The organism is Gilliamella sp. ESL0250, assembly GCF_013345045.1.
GTDB classification, from domain to species: domain Bacteria; phylum Pseudomonadota; class Gammaproteobacteria; order Enterobacterales; family Orbaceae; genus Gilliamella; species Gilliamella apicola_H.
Genome location: NZ_JAAEDV010000009.1, coordinates 22683 through 45615, shown reverse-complemented (window position 1 = coordinate 45615; position 22933 = coordinate 22683). Strand labels below are relative to the sequence as shown.

Here is a 22933-nt window from a genome sequence, read left to right as displayed (position 1 = left end):
TTTTGTTGGCAAGCGGATTTTTTGAATGCTTAATTGATACGTTGTTTATTACACGTTTTAGCCTATAGTGGCTGCAAATTCTCAATTAATGACGAAACGGTATAGAATCCTGAATATTTTTTACAAAAAATCTAACCTAAAAGTGAATATTACATCTTCTTTAAAGCCCCTATCGTTTTTAGTTTTCTTATTTGTTTGTGAGCAGATAGGTTTTTGAATATTCGATTGATATGTTGTTTATTACGCGTTTTACCCCATAGTCACTACCAATTCTCAATTAATGACGAAACGGTATAGAATCCTGAATATTTTTTACAAAAAATCTAACCTAAAGTGAACATCACATCTTCATTAAAGCCCCTATCGTTTTTGGTTTTCTTATTTGTTTGTGAGCAGATAGGTTTTTGAATATTTGATTGATATGATGGTTATCACACGTTTTAACCCTTAGTGACTACAAATTTAATGATGAAACGGTATAGAATCCTGAATATTTTTTACAAAAAATCTAATCTAAAAAGCGTTTAGCCAAATAGGTGACAGTGATTCTTCTTTATGATATCAATGTCATATCGCTTGTCTGTGATATGGCGTTAGTTTGTTTTAAAGATGATTAATTTGTGGCTCAACTTTAGCAAAAAAAGTTAATAAATTAGAGCAAATTTATAATAAACTCATCAACCAGCTTATTAATTAAGCTCAATTAAAACAGTTTTCATCATAATAAATAGATGAACGAGCACAAAAATAAAATAAATTGAAAGGAAAATTATGCGTATAATCATAGCTGTTTTTTTTATGTTTTTATTAACTGCTTGCCATACACGTACAGCAGAAGATGCTTATAAAGAAGGAAAATATTTAGAAAGTATCAACCTATTGGGTGATAGTATTGAGGACAAAGGTCCTGCAGAATTTGGAAAACAAGATATACAACGACTGCAAAATATAGTCAGTAATGTCATGCAACATTACGAAACAAGCCTTTTAAACACCAATAACTTGGATTATGCCACGCGAATAAAATGTTACGAAAACCTATTAGCTATGAAAATGCGATTAACTGATCGTTTTTATAGCCAAGAAATCAGCTTTTTCGATAACAAATATGACGTGACTCAATTACAACAGACTATTGCTAAAGAGTACTATAATTATGGCAATTCAATTACTGGCACCGATAGTGAAAGTTACAGAATAAGAGCCGATTTATATGGAAAAGGGCTTGAGCAATATAACTATAAAAATATTGAAAGCTTGTACAAAAATGCCAATAAAAAATATATGCAACTTGCGGCTAAAGAGTATTATGATCAAGGAAAAATGTTCGAACAGCAAGGTAATTATAAAGCTGCTGCGGATGCATTTAGTAATGCTTCGGAGGTATATAAACCGCTTGGCAAGTACAAAGATAGTGATAAACTTTCTATTGATAATGATAGAAAATACTGTACTCAACAAGCAGAAAATGCTTATGAACAAGCACAACAACTAGAAAAGACTGCAACGCATCGTTATCAATTTCGTGAAATTGCTAAATATTATGCCTCGGCTGCTTCTGCTTATCGTCAATACGGATCTTTTCGCGATGCAGATTCACAAGCAAATAATTATACAAAAAAAGGAAAAATTAAAGTTTATTATAATTCTTTAGAATTAAAATCTTTTGTATTAGATATATTAAGTAAGGACTTTATAGAATTCATTGCTTATCAACCAAGTCAGGCAGATGTCACAATCCGAATTACGACAAACGTTGAATTTTCTGATCTTGGGGAGTCTGTTAACAATGAAACCAAAACCGAACAAGTCTTTGATAAATTTGTTGAAGTGTCTGACGAAAACGGCAATAAAAAGCAAGTTAAAACCTACAAAGATCAGCAATTTAATTTAAAAACGGTGACGCATAGTAATAAATTAACCTTGACCACTGAAATTGAGGTTCATGGCGTCTATAGTTACAGTAAAAAATTTGACATTGTTCAAACATCGGCAAAACATGATTATATCTATTCTGGTAATGTGCCCTCTAATTTGCGTAACCACAGTGAAGGAGTGTTGAAAACTAAAGATAGCTTGCTTCAAGCAGCAAAAGAACAGCAATTAACCGAACTAAAATCACGGTTTGACGATATTATTAGAGATCTTTCATATTTGTAACTAATTGAAGTTTATATTTTAATTTTTACAAAAGATAATCTAATCTCATCAGTGTGCATAATATTTATATGCAAAGCAAAAATAAAATCCCACTAACAACATTATTTATTGTTTGTGGGGTTTTTATTTAATATAGATGATTAACTATTCAAGCCCAAGCACCATTCGTCCATTTTTGGTTGCTACATTAATTACATTATCTAAATCTGTATAACGGCATCCGGTCACTAATAATTTAAGTTCTTCCCACATATTGCCAGTTGAAAATGGCAACATATAATCGCTGACATTATCTGTACCGATTGCAACGGGAACACCTGCTGTGGCAAGTTCATCAACTGGGGTGAGTGAGTTACGAGTAGGGCCTTGTTCTTCGCGACGTGGGCTATCGATCCAAGCAAATGGGCAGGCAATTACCATCATTTTTGCTTCTTTCATTTTTTTATAGAGTTTTTGGCGATATTCTAAACTGTGGGCTGTGATCGAAATACTATGAATGGCAACAACGCGACCATGCATACCATGTTCAAGGGTTTTATCGGTAAGTTGTTCCGTTTCAATCTCATCTTGAGAATTAAACTGGTCAACATGTACGTGCACCATTTTGCCTAATGATTTACCCGTTTGCATTAGCACATCAAGATGCTTCAGTCCCATTCCTTCACCATGATCGCGCTCATCACGACGTGGTAAACCGCCAATAATATCAACTAAATCAGCGCCTTTATCGAACCAATAACGAGCCTCTTTATCGATAACGCCTTTAAGTGTTTGATTGACTAATTTTATAGTGATGTCATTTTTATAGGTTTCACGTGCTCTTAACGCCCCTTTAATTGCCCGTTCTTGAGCGATAGGGTCAATATCAACAAACGATCCCATTGCACTCACTCCTTGCTCAATCATCCGCTCAACCGCCATACTAAAATGGCGATAGTAATCATCTTCGCTCATTGATGCTTTGACTTTATCTAATGTATCCCATTTTTCAATTAAGGTCTGTTTTTGATAGACATCAAAACTATCAACCGAAATAGTAAAAGCACGATCGGCATGCATATGAGCATTAACCCATCCGCCATTTTGTTTAATTTTAGTCATTAAATAGGCTTTTAAACTTTGGTCTCTTGTAGTTAACAACATGTTTTTATGTTCAATCATAATGTGCCTCTAATGCAATCATTTTGAATAAAGTGGATAAAATCGAGCGCAATAGGCAAAAAAAATCCCCCAAAAAGGAGGATACAAGTAATATCAATAATTTTAGTGATTAAGATTATTGATTTACAAATGTTCATTGCGCTTATACCTTATCGATTAAAAATTGCAGAAATTCTAACCAAAATATTTTTAATGGCAAGGACTATAATTGATGAAATATATAAATAAATGAAATGGTTAAAGTATTATTTTTTAGATTTTCTACTAACAAAAAAGCGTTCAATAAATACAAATTACTCATAAAATAAAAAATTAAATGATAACTTATTATTTAATAATCATAATTGAACGTCACAAAAATGAGATTATTTATCTTATTATTCTGTTTTGGATTATTGGTGATGCCAAGCGTATACTGTACTAACCAATTATTGTGAAATATAGGGCAGTTAACATGAGCCAATTAAATATTGTTGCTACAATCACCGTTAAACCAGAATTTTATGATGCATTTCAACCGATATTTAAACGATTAGTTGCAGGTAGCAGGGCCGAAACAGGTTGTGTGCGCTATGAGCTTAATCAAAGTATTGATAACCCCAATATCTTTATTGTGATCGAAACATGGGCTTCACAGCAGGCAATTGATTTTCACAATGCAACGCCTCATTTTGTTGAATTTGCCAACTTTGCTAAAGATCACGTTGATGGGTTAGAGATTAATATTGTTAAACAAATCATGTAGCTTAAAAGTACAAAATATTAAGTGTATTAGCAAAACTGCCACCCATGCATTCACATCGGTGGCGGTTTACCTACATTTTATCAACCGTCTTAATACCTAACATATCAAGACCAGTTTTCAGTGTTTTTGCTGTTAAACAAGCCAATTTCAAGCGGCTTTGCTTCAAGCTTTCGCTGTCGGCCGTTAAAATAGGGCAGTTTTCATAAAAACTTGAAAACAGCGTCGCAATGTCGTAAAGATAAGCACAAAGTACATGCGGCGTACCTTCCCTTGCCACAGTTGAAATTGTTTCGTCAAATTGAATTAAACGAGTTGCTAAGGCACGCTCTTTATCGGTTTCTAAACTAATATTACCTGTTAAGCTGTCTTCGGTAATATTTGATTTTTTAAATATTGATAACACACGGGTATAAGCATATTGTAAATAAGGTGCGGTATTGCCTTCAAATGACAACATATTATCCCAATCAAAAACATAATCGGTGGTACGATTTTTAGAAAGATCGGCATATTTAACTGCACCGATAGCCACTGCATCGACGATTTCGGCAAGCTCGCTTTCAGTTAAGTCAGGATTTTTGCTACGAATTAATGTTGTCGCACGTTCACAAGCCTCGTCTAGCAAATCATTTAATTTAACAGTATCACCAGAACGTGTTTTAAACGGTTTACCGTCTTTACCTAGCATCATTCCAAACATATGGTGCTCAAGTTTTAATGATTCTGGCACATACTTGGCTTTATGAATAATTGTCCAAACTTGCTCCAAATGCTGATGTTGGCGAGAGTCAGTATAATAAAGAATACGATCAGCGTGTAACGTTTCGTAACGGTATTTTGCGCAAGCAATATCGGTTGTAGCGTAAAGATAGCCACCATCCCGTTTTTGGATGATAACACCCATCGGTTCGCCTTCTTTGTTTTTATACTCATCTAAAAACACAACAATCGCGCCTTCGCTTTCAACGGCAAGCCCTTTTTGTTTTAAATCGGCAACAATACCCGGTAGCATACTGTTATAGATGCTTTCACCCATGGTGTCTTCAAGCGATAACGTAACATTTAAACGTTTATAAGTGGCAATATTTTGCGTCATGGTAATATCAACCAACTTTCGCCACATCTCGCGACAATACTCATCACCGCCTTGCAGTTTTACTACATAGTTACGGGCTTTTTCGGCAAACACTTCGTCTTCGTCATAGTATTTTTTGGCAGCGCGATAGAAAGATTCTAAATCTGAAAGATCCATATCATTGGCATGCTCATTTTGCATTTTTTCAAGATACGCAATTAACATACCAAATTGCGTTCCCCAATCACCAACATGGTTGGCACGAATAACGTTATGCCCTAAAAACGATAAAACGCGAACACTGGCATCACCAATGATGGTTGATCGCAAATGCCCGACATGCATCTCTTTGGCGACATTAGGCGCTGAATAGTCAACCACAATGGTTTGTGATTTTGCGGGCAAAGTAATATTAAGTTTATCACTGTTTAAAGCAATTTCATTTTGCTCAGCAATCCAGCTATTTTTTAAAAAGATATTGATAAAACCAGGACCGGCAATTTCAACTTTTTCGGCGATATCATTAATATCGAGATGTTGTAAAACCGCCTGAGCAAGATCCCGAGGGGGCATCCCCATTTTTTTAGCAACAGCCATAATGCCATTCGCTTGGTAATCACCAAATTGTGCTTTAGCTGATTGCTTAATTAGAGCGTCGCAGTTTTTATCTGCACCTGCCATAATCATCGCTTGCGAAACACGTTGCGTTAATAATTGTTGAATATTCACACTGAACCTAATCGATTATAATAAAATGACCAATATCATACCGATAAAGTGACAAATTGTCACTGATCGCATAAAAGGGGAGAATGGTTTTTAATAAAAAAGAATGTAAAAAATTTGAAGTGAAATTGCGTCGCTAGCTCAATCTTTTTGCGGATGTTTTCTATTTTGTCCCAAAATCCATTTCAAATTAGCTACCTTTCAAGCGTGATAATCGGCGTAATAATAAAATCATCTAAACATAAAATGCTGAAACAAAAATAGCTTTCTAAAACAAAAAAATAATTTTCATATTCAAACGCATAGTTATCTGAAAGTTTTTGACAAGGTTTGCAAAACTTTTCACTAAAAGCTCAATGAAGATTACCATTAATTGCGTTTAACAAATCCTTACAAAATGTTCAGACCAAAGAGTAGTTCGAAATTTTTTAACGATACTGTACGCTTGCATCTTATGACCATAATTTCTTAATCGCAGGCGCTAATGGAATTATATTTTGATTTAGATATAGGCGGGGGTAGTTAGTTAACTTGGACGTCAGTCACTCACAAAGGTATAACGGCCATCACTAGTTCTAGTATATGGGTTATTCTAACCGATCTAAAAGCAACCGATGTTCAAAAGCAAACTAACACATTTAGTCCAGTGAACAAACTGTGGTTACGTGTTTTTTAGGGATTTCGCATAGATTCTTCTCACTTGAAAATTATTACAATAGCTATTTTTTTAACCAAAAGTCTAAAACGACTAAAACCTAAATAATTATTTTAATTAAATAAATCATCTTATGTGATCCACACTCTGATAAAAACTGAATCGATAGCTCTTAATAAATCTTTACAAAAAAAATTCCCTGAAAAAACTAGCTAATCTTTTTTTTAACGGCTATAATTTCACCGATTAAAAGTAGCTTGTTTAGTAAGCGAAGAAATATAAAAAGTGAAATAAAACAAAAAAAATTACTTTATGGATTAGCCATGATACATTATCATCGTTTTAGAGACCAGCAGTCTTATATCTTAAAATTATTAAATAAACCTATTAGGCAAATTACTACACTCATCTTGTTAATATCTTGCAAATTATTATCGAAATTATTCCGAAAAGTCCCGTTGGCATTGGCTCTATTGTTGTTATTGCCGTATTCATTGAATTTACAGGCTTTAAGCAGTAAAAATGGTCGAGGGGGTAATCGTAGTGATTCAATAATAGTACCACCATCACCATTCATCAATTTCGTTAGGCCAAATCTGGTTTGGGGTACACGTGAAAATGCTGGTCCTGTTGATATATGGAACCCAAAAAAAGGATTCTTTGTGAAATCAATCAATCCCTCATCATACGAGCTTAATTTTCCAACTACGGGCGCTAATGGATTATATTTTGATTTAGATATAGAGGGGGTTGATGCAAGGCAGTTGACTTGGGAACCCGTTACACATGAGGGCATAACTGCTACAGTGCAATGGGAGATAGGAGAATGGGATGGGTGGTTTGATGGTCCAGAAGATGTGCTGCGAGTTACCATAACAGGTCCTAGATTAGATGACAGTGAAGTTGATGAGAACGGTAATTATCTTGATATCGGTCAAAAACCAACTTACCCAGGTCTAATTTATAAGCCAAATTTACCGCAGACATTCGAATTAGTTGGTAAAGATAGCGAGGGTAATGGGGTTGTAACATATGGATTTGTATTACAAAAATGGTTTCTCGTTCGCGACATATGGGATATTGAGAGTGCTCCAACCCATGCTGAGTGGTGTGATGGTTTAGGTTATCGGCTTCCAAAAGTAAAAGATCTCACTAACGCAGTCTGCCGTGGTTATAACTCAAGCCAATGCAGAGGGGCAGGTGCCATTGGCGCCACGCCGTCATCGACAGGTAATCATTACCAGCGTCAAATAGGGGCAGGGCTCTTTTCTGAGTGGGGCAAAATGTATTATTACATCGGAGCAGAATTTGGTGGCGACGACTTCCCGACGACTGACTCTGCAAATGGCGTTCCATTTTTCACGGTGGCTTCATTCGACGGTCAAATAATGAAAGGTTATGAGAGCACCCCACTCCACCCGGTTATCTACGATGGCCTTTGTGTCACTCCTTAGCTTTTTTCTTGCGACTAAAGAAAATATACCCTGCGTAAAAGCAGGGCTCTGTTGAGGTTTTGTAGTGTGTTTGTTGTTGAAATTGCCTCTAGATGTGTTTTTTAAGTCTGTGTTATCGTAAATATGAGTTTATTGATAATTGAATTGGGTAGTTAAGGCGTCAATCCCGCTAATATTAGTTGACTGCAGTTGCACTTTGATGGCCAGATTAAAACGGTTATTTTTGCTTCTTTGATGATCAAAGAATTACCCTATTTATCCTATGTGTTGTAATGTGCCTTTTGGTCTTGCTATTGTAATCAGCTGTGGTATTAAGTAAAGGTTGATCACCCGTTTGCCTTCCTAATTCCGCCGATATTGAATTTGAATGGCAATTTTCTGGATAATTATTGATTGAATCGCCATGATTGCGATCTTGCTGACCATCAAGGCGACTTAATGCAAAATACCATTAAGGTCATCATCTTGATTAAGCCTTTATGATAACCTCTATCTGAAAAATTGCTTTTTTAGATGAACCCACTTCAGCCTTGATTTATATCACCCACAACAGATCTTAAGATTGTTAAAACAACTTGCTCATAAGCGGAAATTGGCGGTATATTGTGTATTGTATGATCTCAATTTAGCGGCATTATTATATGCCGTCAAAATTTTATTAATTCATCAGGGTGAAATTATTGAACAAAGCACATCCAAAGACGTTCTGACAATGGATAATATTTGTCGCTAGCTGGGGTTAAGTTGGGTATTTATCAGCACCCTGATAATTCTTGTGTCCTTCAAGTTTATTTAATGCCTTAAGCAAAATAAACACTAATTATTGACTCCATTTTAATCTAAATTCAGTATATAATTTGAAAAAACAATAATAAATGGTACTAGTAATGACGAACCAAGATAGTGAAAGTGTGATTTCTGTTTCTCATCTTTTAGATGCTCAACCTGCTTTTGTCTGTCAATTAGACGGTAAAGGCAAAGCAATGCCACTTAACGAACAGAGTAAGCCTTCCATTTCGCAGCCATTTTGGATCCATCTAGATTTTGCCAAGCAAGAAACGATTGATTGGATAAATGCTACAGATCTTGTTCCTGATTTGATCAAAAACGAATTGGTAAAACCAAACCAAATACCTAAAGAAATCCGTTTTGAATCAGGGGTTTTAGTTGTGTTAAAAGGAGTTAACTTTATTCCTAATGAACTTCCCGATCCTATTGTTACCTTTCGTTTTTTTATTACCGATAACATGATCATTTCAACTCGGCATCAAGAAATTGCAGCTATTGCTGAATTAAAAGATCGTTTAGAAAAAGGTATTGGACCTGTGGATGTGGCTGATTGGTTGATTCAAATGTCAGATTTAATTAGTGATCAAGTTAATTTATCTTTTGATAGTGTTCACAATAAAATCATTAAGTTAGAAGAATCTGTATTAAATCAACGTATTTTTTCTTATAAAGAAATAGGTCGTGTCCGTAAACAATTGATCGTCTTACGTCGATTATTATCACCACAACGTGATATTTTTGTGAAGATTTCAACAGAACGAATATCATGGATTGACGATAACGATCGTCAGCGATTACACGATATTTCTTATCAACAAAATCATTATGTGTCTGATATAGATAGCTGTTTATTACGAATAGCCTCAATTATGGAGCAGATTAATAGTTTCTTGGCTGAATCGACCAATAAACGAATTTATTTAATGTCGCTATTTACTATTATCTTTACGCCGATTACTTTTTTAACCAGTTTGCTGGGGGTCAATTTAGCCGGTATTCCCTTTAGCCAACAGAATTGGTCTTTTAATGGGTTAATATTATTACTTGTCGTGATTTGTTTGGTTTCAGTTATTTGGCTTAAATATAAAAAATGGTGGTAATTAGACTCATCTTTTTAGAAAAGTGAATAATAGTTTATACCTTTTGGAATTTTTAATGAATAGTCATTTTTATGCAATCTAATCAGTCTTATCGTTTATTTATTGCCGAAAAACCTAGCTTAGCTCGGGCTATTGCCGATGTATTACCTAAACCTCATCAAAAAGGCAATGGCTTTATTAAAGCAAGTAATGGTGATGTTGTGAGCTGGTGTATTGGGCATTTATTAGAGCAAGCCACGCCAGAAGTCTATGATCCTCGTTATAAAAAATGGGCGATTAGCGATTTACCCATCGTGCCCGAACAATGGATATTAATGCCAAAAGAAAATACCAAAAAGCAATTTAATATTTTGGTGGATCTGATTAAATCAGCCGATCAAATTGTGCACGCAGGCGACCCAGATAGGGAAGGGCAGTTATTGGTTGATGAAGTCCTAAATTATTGCCAATTACCGCCAGATAAACGCAAAACAATACAGCGGTGTTTAATCAGTGATTTGAATGCTAGCGCTGTTGAAAAATCCTTACAACAATTACGCAGTAACCAAGATTTTATTCCTTTGTCCACCTCGGCATTAGCAAGAGCTCGAGCCGATTGGCTTTATGGTATTAATATGAGCCGGCTTTGTACTATTGTTGGGCAAAAAAACGGTTATCGAGGCGTATTATCAATAGGGCGAGTGCAAACGCCTATTTTAGGATTGGTGGTTAGGCGAGATTTAGAGATAACGCAATTTGTACCTAAACCATTTTATGAAGTTTTTGCTGTGCTGCAAACCAAAGATAATGAAATATTCAAAGCGAAATGGCAACCCAGCGAAGCCTGTGCACCTTATCAGGATGAAGAAGGGCGTGTATTAGTCAAAAAGTTAGCCGAAAATGTTTGTCAGCGCATTAATAATCAATCTGGAAAAATTGATAAAGTCAGTAATAAAAAGAAAGAACTAGCGCCACCAATGCCATTTAATTTATCGGCATTGCAAATTGAAATGGCTAAAAAAAATGGATTGAGCGCTCAAGATGTGCTCGACATTTGCCAATCGTTATATGAAAAACACAAATTAATCACCTATCCAAGGTCGGATTGTCGCTTTCTACCCGAAGAACATTTAAAACAAATTACAGGCGTAAAGTCCGCCATTGAAAATAATTGCCCTGAACTACAAACTGCTATTGGTGATGCTAATTTTGCATTACGTTCCAAGGCTTGGAATGATAAAAAAGTTGAAGCACATCACGCTATTATTCCAACTTTGCGCAAAGCTAGAATGGAAAACTTAACTGATAACGAAAAAGCGGTGTATCAAGTTGTGGCAACGCAATATTTAGCTCAATTTTACCCAGCTTATAAATATGCTGAATTGCAAATTGATGTTGACATTCAAGGGGGCAAATTTATTTCTAAAGCCAACCAGATGCTTGATGAAGGTTGGAAAGTTTTATTTAGAAGTAAAAACTACCAAGCTGAAACCGAGACAAATGACAATGAAAGTAATGGTTTATTAACTAAATTAGTTAAAAAGGGCGAAACTGTGCAATGTATTGATACCGAGCTGGTTAGTAAAGAAACCCAACCGCCAAGACCTTTTACTGATGCAACATTATTGTCTGCTATGACAGGAATTGCCCGATTTGTTAAAAATCCTGAAATCAAAAAAATACTGCGTGAAACCGATGGCTTAGGCACTGAAGCAACAAGGGCCGGCATTATTGAATTGTTATTTAAACGCCAATTTTTAACTCGTCAAGGTAAAGCAATTCGCTCAACTGACGTGGGTAAAAATTTGATTTTGTCGCTACCCGATATCATGTCGATGCCTGATATGACCGCACATTGGGAATTACAATTGGACGAAATTAGTAAAAAAGCGTTTTCATATCAGCAGTTTATGCATCAGCTCAACATATCACTATTAGAGCTGGTTAATCAGTTAAAAAATACCAGACTGAATATTCGGGCTTGATTTCATGTAAACAAAAAATAGGATAACTTTTAACAATAACGTTTCATCCTATTTATTAAAATAGTCATATTGACTGACTATTTTAATCTCATAGCTGAATTTGTTATTTTTCTGATGTGCTAATTTCTTCTAAAATAGTGGTATTAATTTTATTTTTATCTTGAATGATTTTAGCTAATTCATTATTTGCTCTTTGTAAAAAGCTGCTGTCTTTTGAAATTAAAAGATAGGTTTTAAATCGTTTAAGCGGCTCTAATGCAAAGCAAAATAAAGCGATCATAATAATAAAGACTGTCAAAATAGCAATAATGACATTAATTATCCAAGTTGAACTAAAAATGGTAATTATATTAGAAAGCAACATAATAAATGCGAACGCAAATGCAACACCGCTAAGCATAACTTCTTTAATTAAATAGGGTTTCAGTGGCGTAATACGATTTTTTACAATCCCAAAATATTGAGTTAAGGAATCTAATTGAGTCAGTTTAATAAGATGATTAACATCGGCATTCACGAGTGAAATGGCAATACTTTCTTTGTCAATATTGCCGGATTTGTAAAAGCAGACCTTTTCCCAAATGAGCCTTTTTTTAATGTTATTTAGATAATCTGTCTGATATTTTGGATGAGGGATTTTTTCTAAAATATCGGTATATTTAATGATATTATCAAAACCGTTATGTTTAGTGCGTTTTTTATAAATAAATGCAACCAAAGAAAGTACAAAAATAATCACTAAATTGAACCAATTATCATGGAGTAACTCAGAAAGTTCCATTTAAAATATTCCTGTTAATTAATCGTGAAGTGATTGTATCTTATATTAGGTAAGTTGGGTATAAATTCGATATAAAATGAAGATAAAAACGGCGATAAATGCTGTTCCCTAACAATTATCACTCTTTTTAGGCTATATGGGTTGACTTCTGTTTCGGAAAGGCGTATAAAATGCCCGCCTTTTGAGCTTTTCTTCCTTTTTTAGCTGTTATGGAAGTTAAAAATGAGGGTGAAGGGAAGTTGAAATACAAAGTGAAGAGTTCAATTTACAGGAGAAATATGGACACTCAATCGGGTCACCCCAAAATGCGGGGAGACAATTTTAAACACATCATTATCGGTTAATGAACCTGTCTAAATCACTATTTTTTCAGTTCACAAGCCGAAATTGATAAAACGGTAATGGTGAACGATATGCATTTTTTTACACGCTATCACACAAACTCAAAACATCAATGCGCACAAAGCTTAATGTTGCGTATTTTACATCTTTCAGAAAAACATTTAGAACCACCGAGTTGTATCTAAATTCTTAATTAATTCTATTTGCTAATTAAATTTAATGCTTAGCACTAGCTATACAAAATAGCTTTATGGGCTAGTTTTGCTATGCACTAAAAATTTTAGCTCATCTCAAAATTTAATGACTTATCGTTACTTGGTAACAATGAGTTGGCATGCTTTTGCCAAAATTATGAATATAGGTACTCATGATGACAAAAAATACATCAAAAACCAAAGCACAAAATAGTGTAGATATCAAAGCTATCAACGAAGCACAAAACAGCCTAGATAGCATTTTATCTAAATTTCAATCCAGCCTTTCAGGATTAACACAAGAAAGTGCCAAATCGAGAATTGAACAATATGGTAAAAATGAAGTCGCACGAGAAAAAGCGCCATCAGTGATAGTGCAACTATTAATGGCATTTAATAATCCATTTATATTTGTATTATTAGCATTGGCCATCGTCAGTTTTGTAACTGACTTTTGGTTGCCTTTGCAAAATGGTGAAGAAACTGATTTAACTGGGATTATTATCATCCTAACCATGGTATCGCTCAGTGGGTTATTGCGTTTTTGGCAGGAGTTTAGATCAAACAAAGCGGCTGAAGCGCTAAAATCAATGATTCGCACAACCGCAACCGTGCTAAGACGTGCACATAAAGATATGACCCCAGAGCGCATTGAAATTCCATTAAGTGAAATTGTTCCAGGAGATATTGTTTATTTATCAGCAGGTGACATGATCCCAGCGGATATCCGATTAATCGAATCTCGTGACTTATTTGTTAGTCAAGCTGTACTCACTGGCGAATCGATTCCGGTTGAAAAATACGACACATTAGGTGCGGTAACACAAAAAAATACCGATAATATCGAAGCATCAAACATTAATAAAGATAATTTACTTGATGTTAATAACATCTGTTTTATGGGCACTAATGTTGTCAGTGGCACCGCTACTGCCATTGTGGTTGCAACGGGTGCCGATACGCATTTTGGATCATTAGCAAAATCAATTGTTGGATCGCGTGCTGAAACTTCATTTGATCGTGGTGTTAACAGTGTTAGCTGGTTGCTTATTCGCTTTATGCTAATCATGGTGCCAATTGTCTTTTTTATTAATGGCTTTTCAAAAAATGATTGGGGTGATGCAGCACTCTTTGCATTAGCTGTTGCGGTTGGTTTAACGCCTGAAATGTTACCAATGATCGTCAGTGCTAACCTAGCCAAAGGCGCCGTTGGTATGGCAAAACGTAAAGTTGTAGTTAAACGACTTAACGCTATCCAAAATTTTGGTGCGATGGACATTTTATGTACTGATAAAACAGGTACCTTAACGCAAGATAAAATCATTTTAGAACATCACCTTGATATAAAGGGGCAAGTTGACTCCTCTGTTTTAGAACTCGCTTGGCTTAACAGCTATTATCAAAGTGGTATGAAAAACTTAATGGATAAAGCGATCATCCGTTTCACCGAAGAAAAGACCAACATGAAAAAAGTAGGTGTTGGTTTGTACAAAAAAATTGATGAGTTACCGTTTGATTTTGTACGTCGTCGTTTATCGGTGGTTGTGCAAAATGGCAGTGATAACCATTTAATGATTTGCAAAGGCGCTGTTGAAGAAATGCTATCTATTGCCAGTCATGTCTACGAAAATGGTGAATATTTACCATTAGACGATAAACGTAAACAAGCGTTAATTGCACTCGCGCATAACTACAACAAAGATGGTTTTAGAGTATTAGCGGTTGGTGTAAAAGATATTCCAGCTAGCGAAACAAAAGCACAATACACAGTACAAGACGAAACAGCACTTGCTATTCGTGGCTTTTTAACCTTTTTAGATCCACCAAAAGAAAGTGCGTTCGAAGCGATTTCAGCATTGAATGAACATGGTGTGGGTGTTAAAGTCTTAACAGGCGATAATGAAATCATCACCATCAAAGTCTGCCGAGAAGTTGGTTTAGAGCCAGGTATTCCATTACTTGGCACTGAAATTGAAAAAATGGATGATGCTGAACTCAAAATACAAATCGAACAACGCACTATTTTTGCTAAATTAACACCGCTGCAAAAATCGCGAATTATCCGATTATTGCAAGATAACGGTCATACCGTTGGCTTTTTAGGAGATGGTATAAACGACGCACCTGCGCTGCGCGATGCTGATGTAGGAATTTCGGTCGATACTGCAACGGATATTGCCAAAGAATCTGCCGATATTATTCTGCTTGAAAAAAGCCTAATGGTATTGGAAGAAGGTGTAATATGCGGTCGCGAAACTTTTGGTAATATTATGAAGTATCTAAACATGACCGCAAGTTCGAATTTTGGGAATATTTTTTCAGTATTAGTAGCTAGTGCGTTTCTACCATTTTTGCCTATGCTAGCGATACATTTACTTATTCAAAACTTACTGTATGATATTTCTCAACTCTCATTACCATGGGATAAAATGGACGATGAGTTTTTACAAAAACCACGCAAATGGGATGCGCTAAATATTAGACGTTTTATGATTTGGATTGGACCAACATCGTCTATTTTTGATATTACAACCTATGCACTAATGTGGTTTGTATTCAGTGCAAACAGTGTTGAAGCGCAATCGCTGTTTCATTCAGGCTGGTTTATTGAGGGGTTATTGTCACAAACATTGGTTGTGCACATGCTTAGAACACAAAAAATTCCATTTGTGCAAAGCACCGCAGCATTTCCTGTTATTGTGATGACACTGTTAATTATGGCTGTAGGTATTTATATCCCGTTTTCTCCACTAGGTGGATTAATTGGTTTACAACCATTACCTTGGTCATACTTTCCATGGCTTTTAGCAACCCTATTTAGCTATTGCTGTGTTGCACAATTGATGAAACGCATTTATATCAAACGCTTTGGTCAATGGTTTTAATTGACCAATAACAGCTAAGCGATATTAACATCGCTTAGCAATCTTAAAATTTATATAGTAAAAAATTATTAAAAACTAATTTATTCACCCTATAATTATAACTAAAAGGAAATAATCTATGAAAACACCACATAAAAATTTAATTATGCTAATCAAAAGCCGCAAACAAAAGAAAGCACAACAGCAATTAAAAGTAAAATGATTTACTTTAATAATTTAAGTTAACATGCAATAAAAACCCTCAAATTATTGAGGGTTCATTTACCGCCCCACTTGCTATTTACTATTAACCGAACAAATCTATCTAGTACCAAGTTCTCGTCGCCTCACACGCAAGCCAGCCAAGCAGAAATAGGCATTTATCTATAATAGCCAACACAATACCTATACTTGACCGGGCAGACAACGCTAGCGCATAAAATCACTAGCCGAAAAAAAGGTTATCATCATAATCATTCTGAATCGATACGGTGTAAATAATATCCTTTATTATCACAATGTACCAAAGTCAAAACCACCAAAAAATTATTAGATGACATATCTGATAGACCGATAAAGGCAAAGCCAATTAAATTTGCTCAAGTACATAGAGTAAAAAAGTTATGCCAGATAAAAAAACCAATAAAACCACTCTTATTACGACAGTTTGGTCTACTATTTTTTTACAGGTTTAACAAAAATATTAATTAAAATTTGAGTGATAAATACGGGCATAAATTCCGAATGATATTAAGATTTGTCCGCAATCTGAAAGCCTTATCTAGAGATTTTTTTGTTATTTTTTAAAAGTTTAATGCTTTCGACTATAAACTTAGTTTCTGACATGTTTAAGTCTAACTTGGTTTGTTTAATCATTGTGTTATTGTTTATATTTTATTTAAAAGTTTTGCTGTTGATACCTCATTTTTATTACTCGATTTGTTAATTTTGGATCGAGTTAATACCTTATAATCGCCTTGATTTATTAAATAATAGTTGTTATATTGGAAGGCATTGATAGGGCGTCACTCTCAACTTTGAACTATTTTAGAATGCTGGGGAGCTAATCAAAAGTAGCAGAATTAAAATGAATATTTTTAACTTCATGTTAATTCTTTTTAAACCTTTGTCTTAGTTCGGGGAATTACTTTATCAATTCTCTCATTTGATAGCTAACGTTGTAAGTTATCTTATATTAAAGATCAATGCTTTTTATATAAAAATATTAAAATTTTTATATGTTTTGGAGTTGTTTTTAAAAGGATTTATGAAAAAGCTATTCATCGCATTATTTATCTTCTCGTGCTGTAATCTTAGTTATGCCGATACTATGGGTGTTTATGTTGTAAATTCACACGATGGTTCAGTTTCATTGGTACAAGTCGAGCAACCAACCGTTAACAGCAAACAAAATTTTAATTGGGCAAAAAACCAGTTAGTTAAAATCTATAACGAAAACCCTAAACAAACGGAATTTTATTGCGGATGTGAATTCAGTTTTAACAATAAAAAAGGGACTGTTGACTTCACTAAATGCGGTTACACTCCAAGAAAAAATCAAACAAGAGCAGAACGCATTGAGTGGGAACACGTTATGCCAGCCGAAAATTTTGGACGTCACCTACAGTGCTGGCGCGATGGCGGACGTAAAGCGTGTAAAAAAGATGTTACGTTCAACTTGATGGAGGGGGATATACACAATCTACAACCCGCTATTGGTGAGGTAAATGGTGATAGGTCAAATTATCGCTATTCGCAATTCACTAAAGAATTTAATCAATATGGAAAATGCCAATCAGCCGTTGATTTTAAAGGAAGAAAATTTCAACCGCGCGACGAGATTCGAGGAACAATAGCACGAACCTATTTCTATATGTCGAATAAATACAATATAAATTTATCAGATTCTGAGTATAAATTAATGACCGAGTGGAATAAAATGTATCCTCCTAAACAATGGGAATGCAAGCGCAATCAACAAATTAAACAAATTCAGGGTAATGATAATAAACTTATTACCTCACAATGTAACTAACCAAATTAAGCCGACTCAAGTCGGTTTTTTATACAAAAATTTAAATAATTTTCTTAAACATTATCTCCATTTAGACGATCTTAAGCCTAGCAAAGCTGCTAGTTCTCAAATGCCTAGAGTTGGTATACGATCCTATAAAACGTCGAAAACCGAATGTGATGACATAAAGCGCTAGTCAGGGAAAACAACCAGAGAATTTATTTTCACTTCTTGGTTCCTCGTTTTGCTAATATAAATTCCAATGAATAATTAGCGTATGTCGGGGTAAGTTTGAATTAATCTATATAAAATTTAATTAAAATCAATATGCTATTTGAACGTTTTTTTATGAAAACAATAACGCTTTTAAAACAATTGAAAACTATTGTTACGATTTATTTTATAGATATAAAAGGGCAAAACCAAATGAGTTTTGTTTTTCTATGATTTTAATATTTTTTGCGATTTTTTACGTGTTATTTGTTGTTATTGAGAATAATTCGCATTTTTACACTAAAAATAATTTTGATTATTTTTTAAGATATGCATCTTTGATTTAATACGATTACTTTTATCAATACTATCGTTATTTTTAGGAAGCACAATGTCATCTTTAACCCTTAATCAGTTACCTTTAGGGCGCGAGGCGGTGATTACTCGATTATTACCTGAATCGTTACCCTTTCGTCGAAAGTTGCTTGCAATGGGCATTACGCCGGGTTGTAAGGTTTTGGCTGTGCGCGTTGCGCCACTTGGCGATCCGATTGAAATTAAAATGCGTGGATTTGCGCTTTGCTTGCGTCGTAAAGAAGCACAAGCCATTGAAGTGATGGAGGTTAGTGCGTGAAGATAGCATTAATTGGTAACCCTAATAGTGGTAAGACAACGTTATTTAATATACTAACGGGTTCAAAACAGCGAGTAGGAAACTGGCCGGGCGTGACTGTTGAACGTAAAACCGGTATGTTCACTTATCATCATACACAATATGAAGTTATCGATTTGCCTGGTACGTATTCAATTGAGCCTGATCTGCTTAGTGTTTCGCAAGATGAGCTTATTGCGCGCCAATTCGTGCTGTCCGAAAGTGAATGCGTGATTATTAATATTATTGATGCAACTAATTTGCAACGTAGTTTGTATTTAACTTGTCAGTTGATTGATTTACAAGTACCGATGATTGTTGTGTTAAATATGAGCGATGCAGTTAAAGCCATGGGCGAACAGATTAATGTTGATCTGTTGTCAACTTTGCTGGGTTGTCCTGTGGTGGCAATATCATCTCGTCAAAAAACCGGCTTGCAGGGCTTTTATCAACAAATCGAAAACATGGTAATGCATCCATATGCAGCACAGCCATCGATTGATTTGCTTGGCGAGGATCAGCAAGCGGTGATTCATGGTTATATTTGCGATCTGCCTGAAGATAGTGTTGTGCGCCAATTTAATCGCTGGCAATTGATAGATGCCTTATTAGATGATTCGCGCTATCACTTATCACAACGTGAAACCAAAATGTTAGCGGACTGCCGCTTGTCGCTTGCAAAGTGGTGTGATAATGAAATCGATGTGGCACTTGCTAGCGCCCGTTATGACACGATTGATGTAATTTGTAAAAAAGTCATTGAGAAGCCGCGTGAGCTTAGCCGTCGGTTTTCTGATAGGTTAGATAATATTGCGTTAGGGCGTATTACTGGAATCCCGTTCTTTTTGTTAGCTATGTATGCCATGTTTATGGTGGCGATTAATTTTGGTGCGGTGTTTATTGATTTTTTTGATGTGCTTTGTGGCACTATTTTTGTTAATGGCACAACCGAGCTACTTCATGCCATCAATGCTCCAAATTGGATTACAGCTATTTTAGCCAATGGTATTGGTCGTGGCATTCAAACTGTTTCAACGTTTATTCCTGTTATTGGGGCGATGTTTTTTTGTTTGTCGTTTCTAGAGGATTCTGGTTATTTGGCACGCGCAGCAATGGTAATCGATCGGCTAATGCGCAGTATCGGGTTGCCGGGTAAAGCGTTTGTGCCAATGCTAGTGGGATTTGGCTGCGGTGTGCCAGCCATTATGGGCACGCGAACGCTTGAAAGTACACGTGATCGCATTATGTCCATTTGTATGATCCCTTTTATGTCATGTGGAGCAAGGTTGCCGGTTTATGCATTATTTGCGGTGATATTCTTCCCTAAAAACTCCTCTATAGTGGTGTTTGCTTTATATTTGCTAGGCATTGCAGTGGCAATGGTGACGGGATTTGTGCTCAAATTCACTTTATTAAAAGGTTCGCTCACACCATTTATTATGGAAATGCCTGTGTATCGTATTCCGACTTTAAGTAATCTAATTAGTTTGACTTGGCAGCGCTTAACGTCATTTATTTTTAGAGCAGGTAAAGCCATTGTGTTGATGGTAACGGTATTAAGTGTGCTTAACTCATGGGGGAGTGATGGTTCGTTTAAGCAAGAAAGTTCACAAAACTCTGTGCTTTCTGTTGTTAGTCAAAAAATCACTCCTGCATTTTCACCGATGGGGATTAAACACGATAATTGGCCAGCAACAGTTGGTATTTTTACTGGTATTTTTGCTAAAGAATCGGTAATTGCAACTCTCAATTCGCTTTATTCTATCGATGATGATAACGAGCAAGACGAACCATTTAGTTTGTCACAAGGGATTTTAGAGGCGCTAGCAACCATTCCAAAAAATCTGGCAAGTTTGTCGAATGCTGTTTTAGATCCATTAGGATTTAATACTGCTTCACAAGATATGGATTCACTAAAGACTGATTTAGAGGTGGATTCGACAACAATTTCACAAATTAAAAATGGGTTTAGTTCACCTTCGGCTGCGATGAGTTATTTAATTTTTATTTTACTTTATACTCCTTGTGCTGCGGCGTTGGGTGCTGTTTATCGCGAAGCTGGTTTTAAGTGGATGGTGTTTGTGGCAATTTGGACTTTTACCGTTGCGTGGCTTACGGCAACCATTTATTATCAATTTACGTTGCTTGGGCATTCGCCTGTAGCCGTTTGGTGGCTGTTTGGGTGCAGTGCATTTATTATTATAGTGGTACTGTTTATGCGTACTTTAGGGCGATATTCGTCTTTTAATCAATCAACAGCGCCAAATTCATCCCACTGTAAAAAATCATCGTGCTGTCAGTAAATAAATGGCTGGCTAATTTGTAAAATATAAATAGAGGAAAAGTATGCAGGGATCACCCTGCCACTTTGGTTATGGCTATGTTAATAACATCAATTCGTGATTATGTACAATTAAAAGGTCGTGCACCATTGCAAGATATTGCCAGACACTTTCACCTACCTGAAAGCGCAACTGAGCAGATGTTACGGTTTTGGATCAAAAAAGGCGTGATAAAATTGCTAGCGCAAGATCAGCCATTGGCTTGCCAAGCTAACCAGTGTCGTTCTTGTACAAGTTGTGGTTTAACTAGTCAACTTGAATATGTTTGGGTTTAATCAGTTAAATCATGGTTTAGGGAATTTTTAAATCTGCAAATTTTTTTGTTAAGTATTTTGTCGATTTAAAGAGCGATTAATGCAAATTAACCCTAATTTGATTTTGTGATTTAATTCACATAATTGAATTTATTTATACGATAAAAATAGCAGGCATGACTAATATTAATAAGTAATAATGTTACGGTAAAGCCTGATTCTGCCTTTTTTATTTGCATTTTACAGCGCTTTTTTGCCCACAGCCAAGATCAATCATCATCCAGTGACAAAGTCGTTTTATTATTGAATAAATGTTATTATACTTTCATTATAATAACACGCTGTATGAGGATAAAAAGTATGAGTCAATTAGATGAGTTTAAAAAATTAACTGTGGTGGTAGCTGATACGGGGGATATCGATTCGATTAAGCAGTTTTCCCCCGAAGATGCAACAACGAATCCCTCTCTTGTTTTGAAAGCAGCGCAACTCCCTCAATATCGCAATTTAATTGATTCTGCAGTGCAAACCGCTAAAAAATTAGGTGGTAGTAAAGAACAGCAGTTAGTTAATGCGTGTGATCAAGTTGCGGTGAATATTGGTGCCGAGATTTTAAAAACCGTTCCAGGGCGAATTTCGACCGAAGTTGATGCGCGTTTGTCCTTTGATAAACAAGGTTGTATTGAAAAAGCGCGTAAAATCATTGCACTTTATCAGGAAAAGGGCATTGATAAGTCTCGTATTTTAATTAAAATTGCGTCAACGTGGGAAGGCATTAAAGCGGCTGAAGTGCTTGAAAAAGAAGGTATTAACTGTAATTTAACGTTATTATTTTCGTTCGCGCAAGCGCGTGCATGTGCTGAAGTCAATGCCTTTTTAATTTCGCCATTTGTAGGGCGTATTTATGATTGGTATCAAGCTAAAAAACCAATCAATCCTTATGTGGCTGATGAAGATCCGGGCGTTGTTTCTGTACGTAATATTTTTAATTATTATAAACAACATGGTTATAAAACTATTGTCATGGGTGCAAGCTTCCGTAAAGTCGATCAAATCTTGGCGTTAGCTGGTTGTGATAGGTTAACGATTTCGCCCAATTTACTTGCCGAAATGCAACAATCAAATGTGCCTGTTGTGCAAAAACTTAATCCAAATCAATCTGTGGTTGAGCGCCCTGCGCCAATGACCGAAGCTGAATTTAGATGGCAACATAATAGTGATGCTATGGCAGTTGAAAAATTAGCCGAAGGCATTCGCGCATTTGCCGTTGATCAAGGAAAATTAGAAGATATGATTGGCGCACTGCTATAATCATTTACACATGATAGGGGAGTTAGCTCCCCATTTTTATACTAATTTTTGTTAATTTAACTAACTATTTTGCAAGTGATATCAACCTTGCAGGCATTAACAAATTTTCACTCAAAAAATTTTTTTGGAGATTATAA

Annotated in this window: 14 protein-coding genes; 11 read left to right on the top strand and 3 right to left on the bottom strand. The window is 35.5% G+C overall.

The genetic code is table 11. From position 1 onward, the window contains the following. Positions 1–771: 771 nt before the first annotated feature. Complete coding sequence (locus tag GYY69_RS08135; RefSeq protein ID WP_174797225.1) at positions 772–2160, top strand: hypothetical protein; 1389 nt, start codon at positions 772–774, stop codon at positions 2158–2160. A 144-nt stretch (positions 2161–2304) separates the two neighbouring features. Here the strand turns inward: GYY69_RS08135 and GYY69_RS08130 are convergent, their stop codons facing one another. Then, positions 2305–3321, bottom strand: a complete 1017-nt coding sequence (locus GYY69_RS08130; RefSeq protein WP_202984978.1) for an amidohydrolase family protein — start codon at positions 3319–3321, stop codon at positions 2305–2307. A 454-nt stretch (positions 3322–3775) separates the two neighbouring features. Here GYY69_RS08130 and GYY69_RS08125 point away from each other — a divergent pair, with 454 nt between their 5' ends. Further along, complete coding sequence (locus GYY69_RS08125) at positions 3776–4066, top strand: putative quinol monooxygenase (protein WP_174797224.1); 291 nt, start codon at positions 3776–3778, stop codon at positions 4064–4066. A 70-nt stretch (positions 4067–4136) separates the two neighbouring features. Here GYY69_RS08125 and argS read toward each other — a convergent pair whose 3' ends face one another. Then, positions 4137–5870 carry an arginine--tRNA ligase gene (gene argS, locus GYY69_RS08120; RefSeq protein WP_174797223.1) on the bottom strand — a complete coding sequence of 578 codons (1734 nt, stop codon included), beginning with the start codon at positions 5868–5870 and terminating at the stop codon, positions 4137–4139. 975 nt (positions 5871–6845) lie between these two features. On the opposite strand from argS, the gene GYY69_RS08115 reads away from it, so the two are divergent. The 3 genes from GYY69_RS08115 (at position 6846) to GYY69_RS08105 (ending at position 11829) form a co-directional block, all read left to right on the top strand. Next, on the top strand, positions 6846–7976 hold the full coding sequence (locus GYY69_RS08115) for a hypothetical protein (protein WP_174797222.1): 1131 nt from the start codon (positions 6846–6848) through the stop codon (positions 7974–7976). Positions 7977–8863: 887 nt separating this feature from the next. Then, the gene (zntB, locus tag GYY69_RS08110; RefSeq protein WP_174797221.1) at positions 8864–9865 is read left to right on the top strand and encodes a zinc transporter ZntB; all 1002 of its coding nucleotides are present in this window, start codon (positions 8864–8866) and stop codon (positions 9863–9865) included. Positions 9866–9936: 71 nt separating this feature from the next. Beyond that, positions 9937–11829: a DNA topoisomerase III gene (locus tag GYY69_RS08105; protein WP_174797220.1), complete on the top strand. Its 1893-nt coding sequence runs from the start codon at positions 9937–9939 to the stop codon at positions 11827–11829. Between the two features lie 103 nt (positions 11830–11932). On the opposite strand, the gene GYY69_RS08100 is transcribed toward GYY69_RS08105, so the two are convergent. Continuing rightward, complete coding sequence (locus GYY69_RS08100) at positions 11933–12610, bottom strand: hypothetical protein (RefSeq protein ID WP_174797219.1); 678 nt, start codon at positions 12608–12610, stop codon at positions 11933–11935. Positions 12611–13322: 712 nt separating this feature from the next. Between GYY69_RS08100 and mgtA the strand changes: the two genes are divergently transcribed. The 6 genes from mgtA (at position 13323) to tal (ending at position 22796) form a co-directional block, all read left to right on the top strand. Then, positions 13323–16031 carry a magnesium-translocating P-type ATPase gene (gene mgtA, locus GYY69_RS08095; RefSeq protein WP_202984977.1) on the top strand — a complete coding sequence of 903 codons (2709 nt, stop codon included), beginning with the start codon at positions 13323–13325 and terminating at the stop codon, positions 16029–16031. A 1246-nt stretch (positions 16032–17277) separates the two neighbouring features. Beyond that, positions 17278–18045: an endonuclease gene (locus GYY69_RS08090; RefSeq protein WP_202984976.1), complete on the top strand. Its 768-nt coding sequence runs from the start codon at positions 17278–17280 to the stop codon at positions 18043–18045. A gap of 583 nt (positions 18046–18628) precedes the next feature. Further along, positions 18629–18871, top strand: coding sequence for a FeoA family protein (locus GYY69_RS08085; protein WP_174797217.1), 243 nt, complete (start codon positions 18629–18631; stop codon positions 18869–18871). Further along, positions 18868–21192, top strand: a complete 2325-nt coding sequence (gene feoB, locus GYY69_RS08080; protein WP_174797216.1) for a Fe(2+) transporter permease subunit FeoB — start codon at positions 18868–18870, stop codon at positions 21190–21192. The genes GYY69_RS08085 and feoB overlap by 4 nt, the downstream gene beginning before the upstream one ends. Positions 21193–21269: 77 nt before the next feature. Next, positions 21270–21506, top strand: a complete 237-nt coding sequence (locus GYY69_RS08075) for a FeoC-like transcriptional regulator (protein ID WP_174797215.1) — start codon at positions 21270–21272, stop codon at positions 21504–21506. A 339-nt stretch (positions 21507–21845) separates the two neighbouring features. Further along, entirely contained in the window at positions 21846–22796 is a 951-nt protein-coding gene (gene tal, locus GYY69_RS08070) for a transaldolase (RefSeq protein WP_174797214.1), read from the top strand. The last annotated feature ends 137 nt before the right edge of the window (positions 22797–22933 follow it).

Excerpts from the sequence above, each read along its gene's own strand:
- GYY69_RS08100 (WP_174797219.1), bottom strand. The coding sequence starts at position 12,610 with ATGGAACTTTCTGAGTTACTCCATGATAATTGGTTCAATTTAGTGATT.
- GYY69_RS08105 (WP_174797220.1), top strand. The coding sequence starts at position 9,937 with ATGCAATCTAATCAGTCTTATCGTTTATTTATTGCCGAAAAACCTAGC.
- GYY69_RS08130 (WP_202984978.1), bottom strand. The coding sequence starts at position 3,321 with ATGATTGAACATAAAAACATGTTGTTAACTACAAGAGACCAAAGTTTA.
- mgtA (WP_202984977.1), top strand. The coding sequence starts at position 13,323 with ATGACAAAAAATACATCAAAAACCAAAGCACAAAATAGTGTAGATATC.
- tal (WP_174797214.1), top strand. The coding sequence starts at position 21,846 with ATGAGTCAATTAGATGAGTTTAAAAAATTAACTGTGGTGGTAGCTGAT.
- GYY69_RS08135 (WP_174797225.1), top strand. The coding sequence starts at position 772 with ATGCGTATAATCATAGCTGTTTTTTTTATGTTTTTATTAACTGCTTGC.
- GYY69_RS08090 (WP_202984976.1), top strand. The coding sequence starts at position 17,278 with ATGAAAAAGCTATTCATCGCATTATTTATCTTCTCGTGCTGTAATCTT.
- GYY69_RS08085 (WP_174797217.1), top strand. The coding sequence starts at position 18,629 with ATGTCATCTTTAACCCTTAATCAGTTACCTTTAGGGCGCGAGGCGGTG.
- GYY69_RS08075 (WP_174797215.1), top strand. The coding sequence starts at position 21,270 with ATGTTAATAACATCAATTCGTGATTATGTACAATTAAAAGGTCGTGCA.
- GYY69_RS08125 (WP_174797224.1), top strand. The coding sequence starts at position 3,776 with ATGAGCCAATTAAATATTGTTGCTACAATCACCGTTAAACCAGAATTT.
- GYY69_RS08115 (WP_174797222.1), top strand. The coding sequence starts at position 6,846 with ATGATACATTATCATCGTTTTAGAGACCAGCAGTCTTATATCTTAAAA.
- zntB (WP_174797221.1), top strand. The coding sequence starts at position 8,864 with ATGACGAACCAAGATAGTGAAAGTGTGATTTCTGTTTCTCATCTTTTA.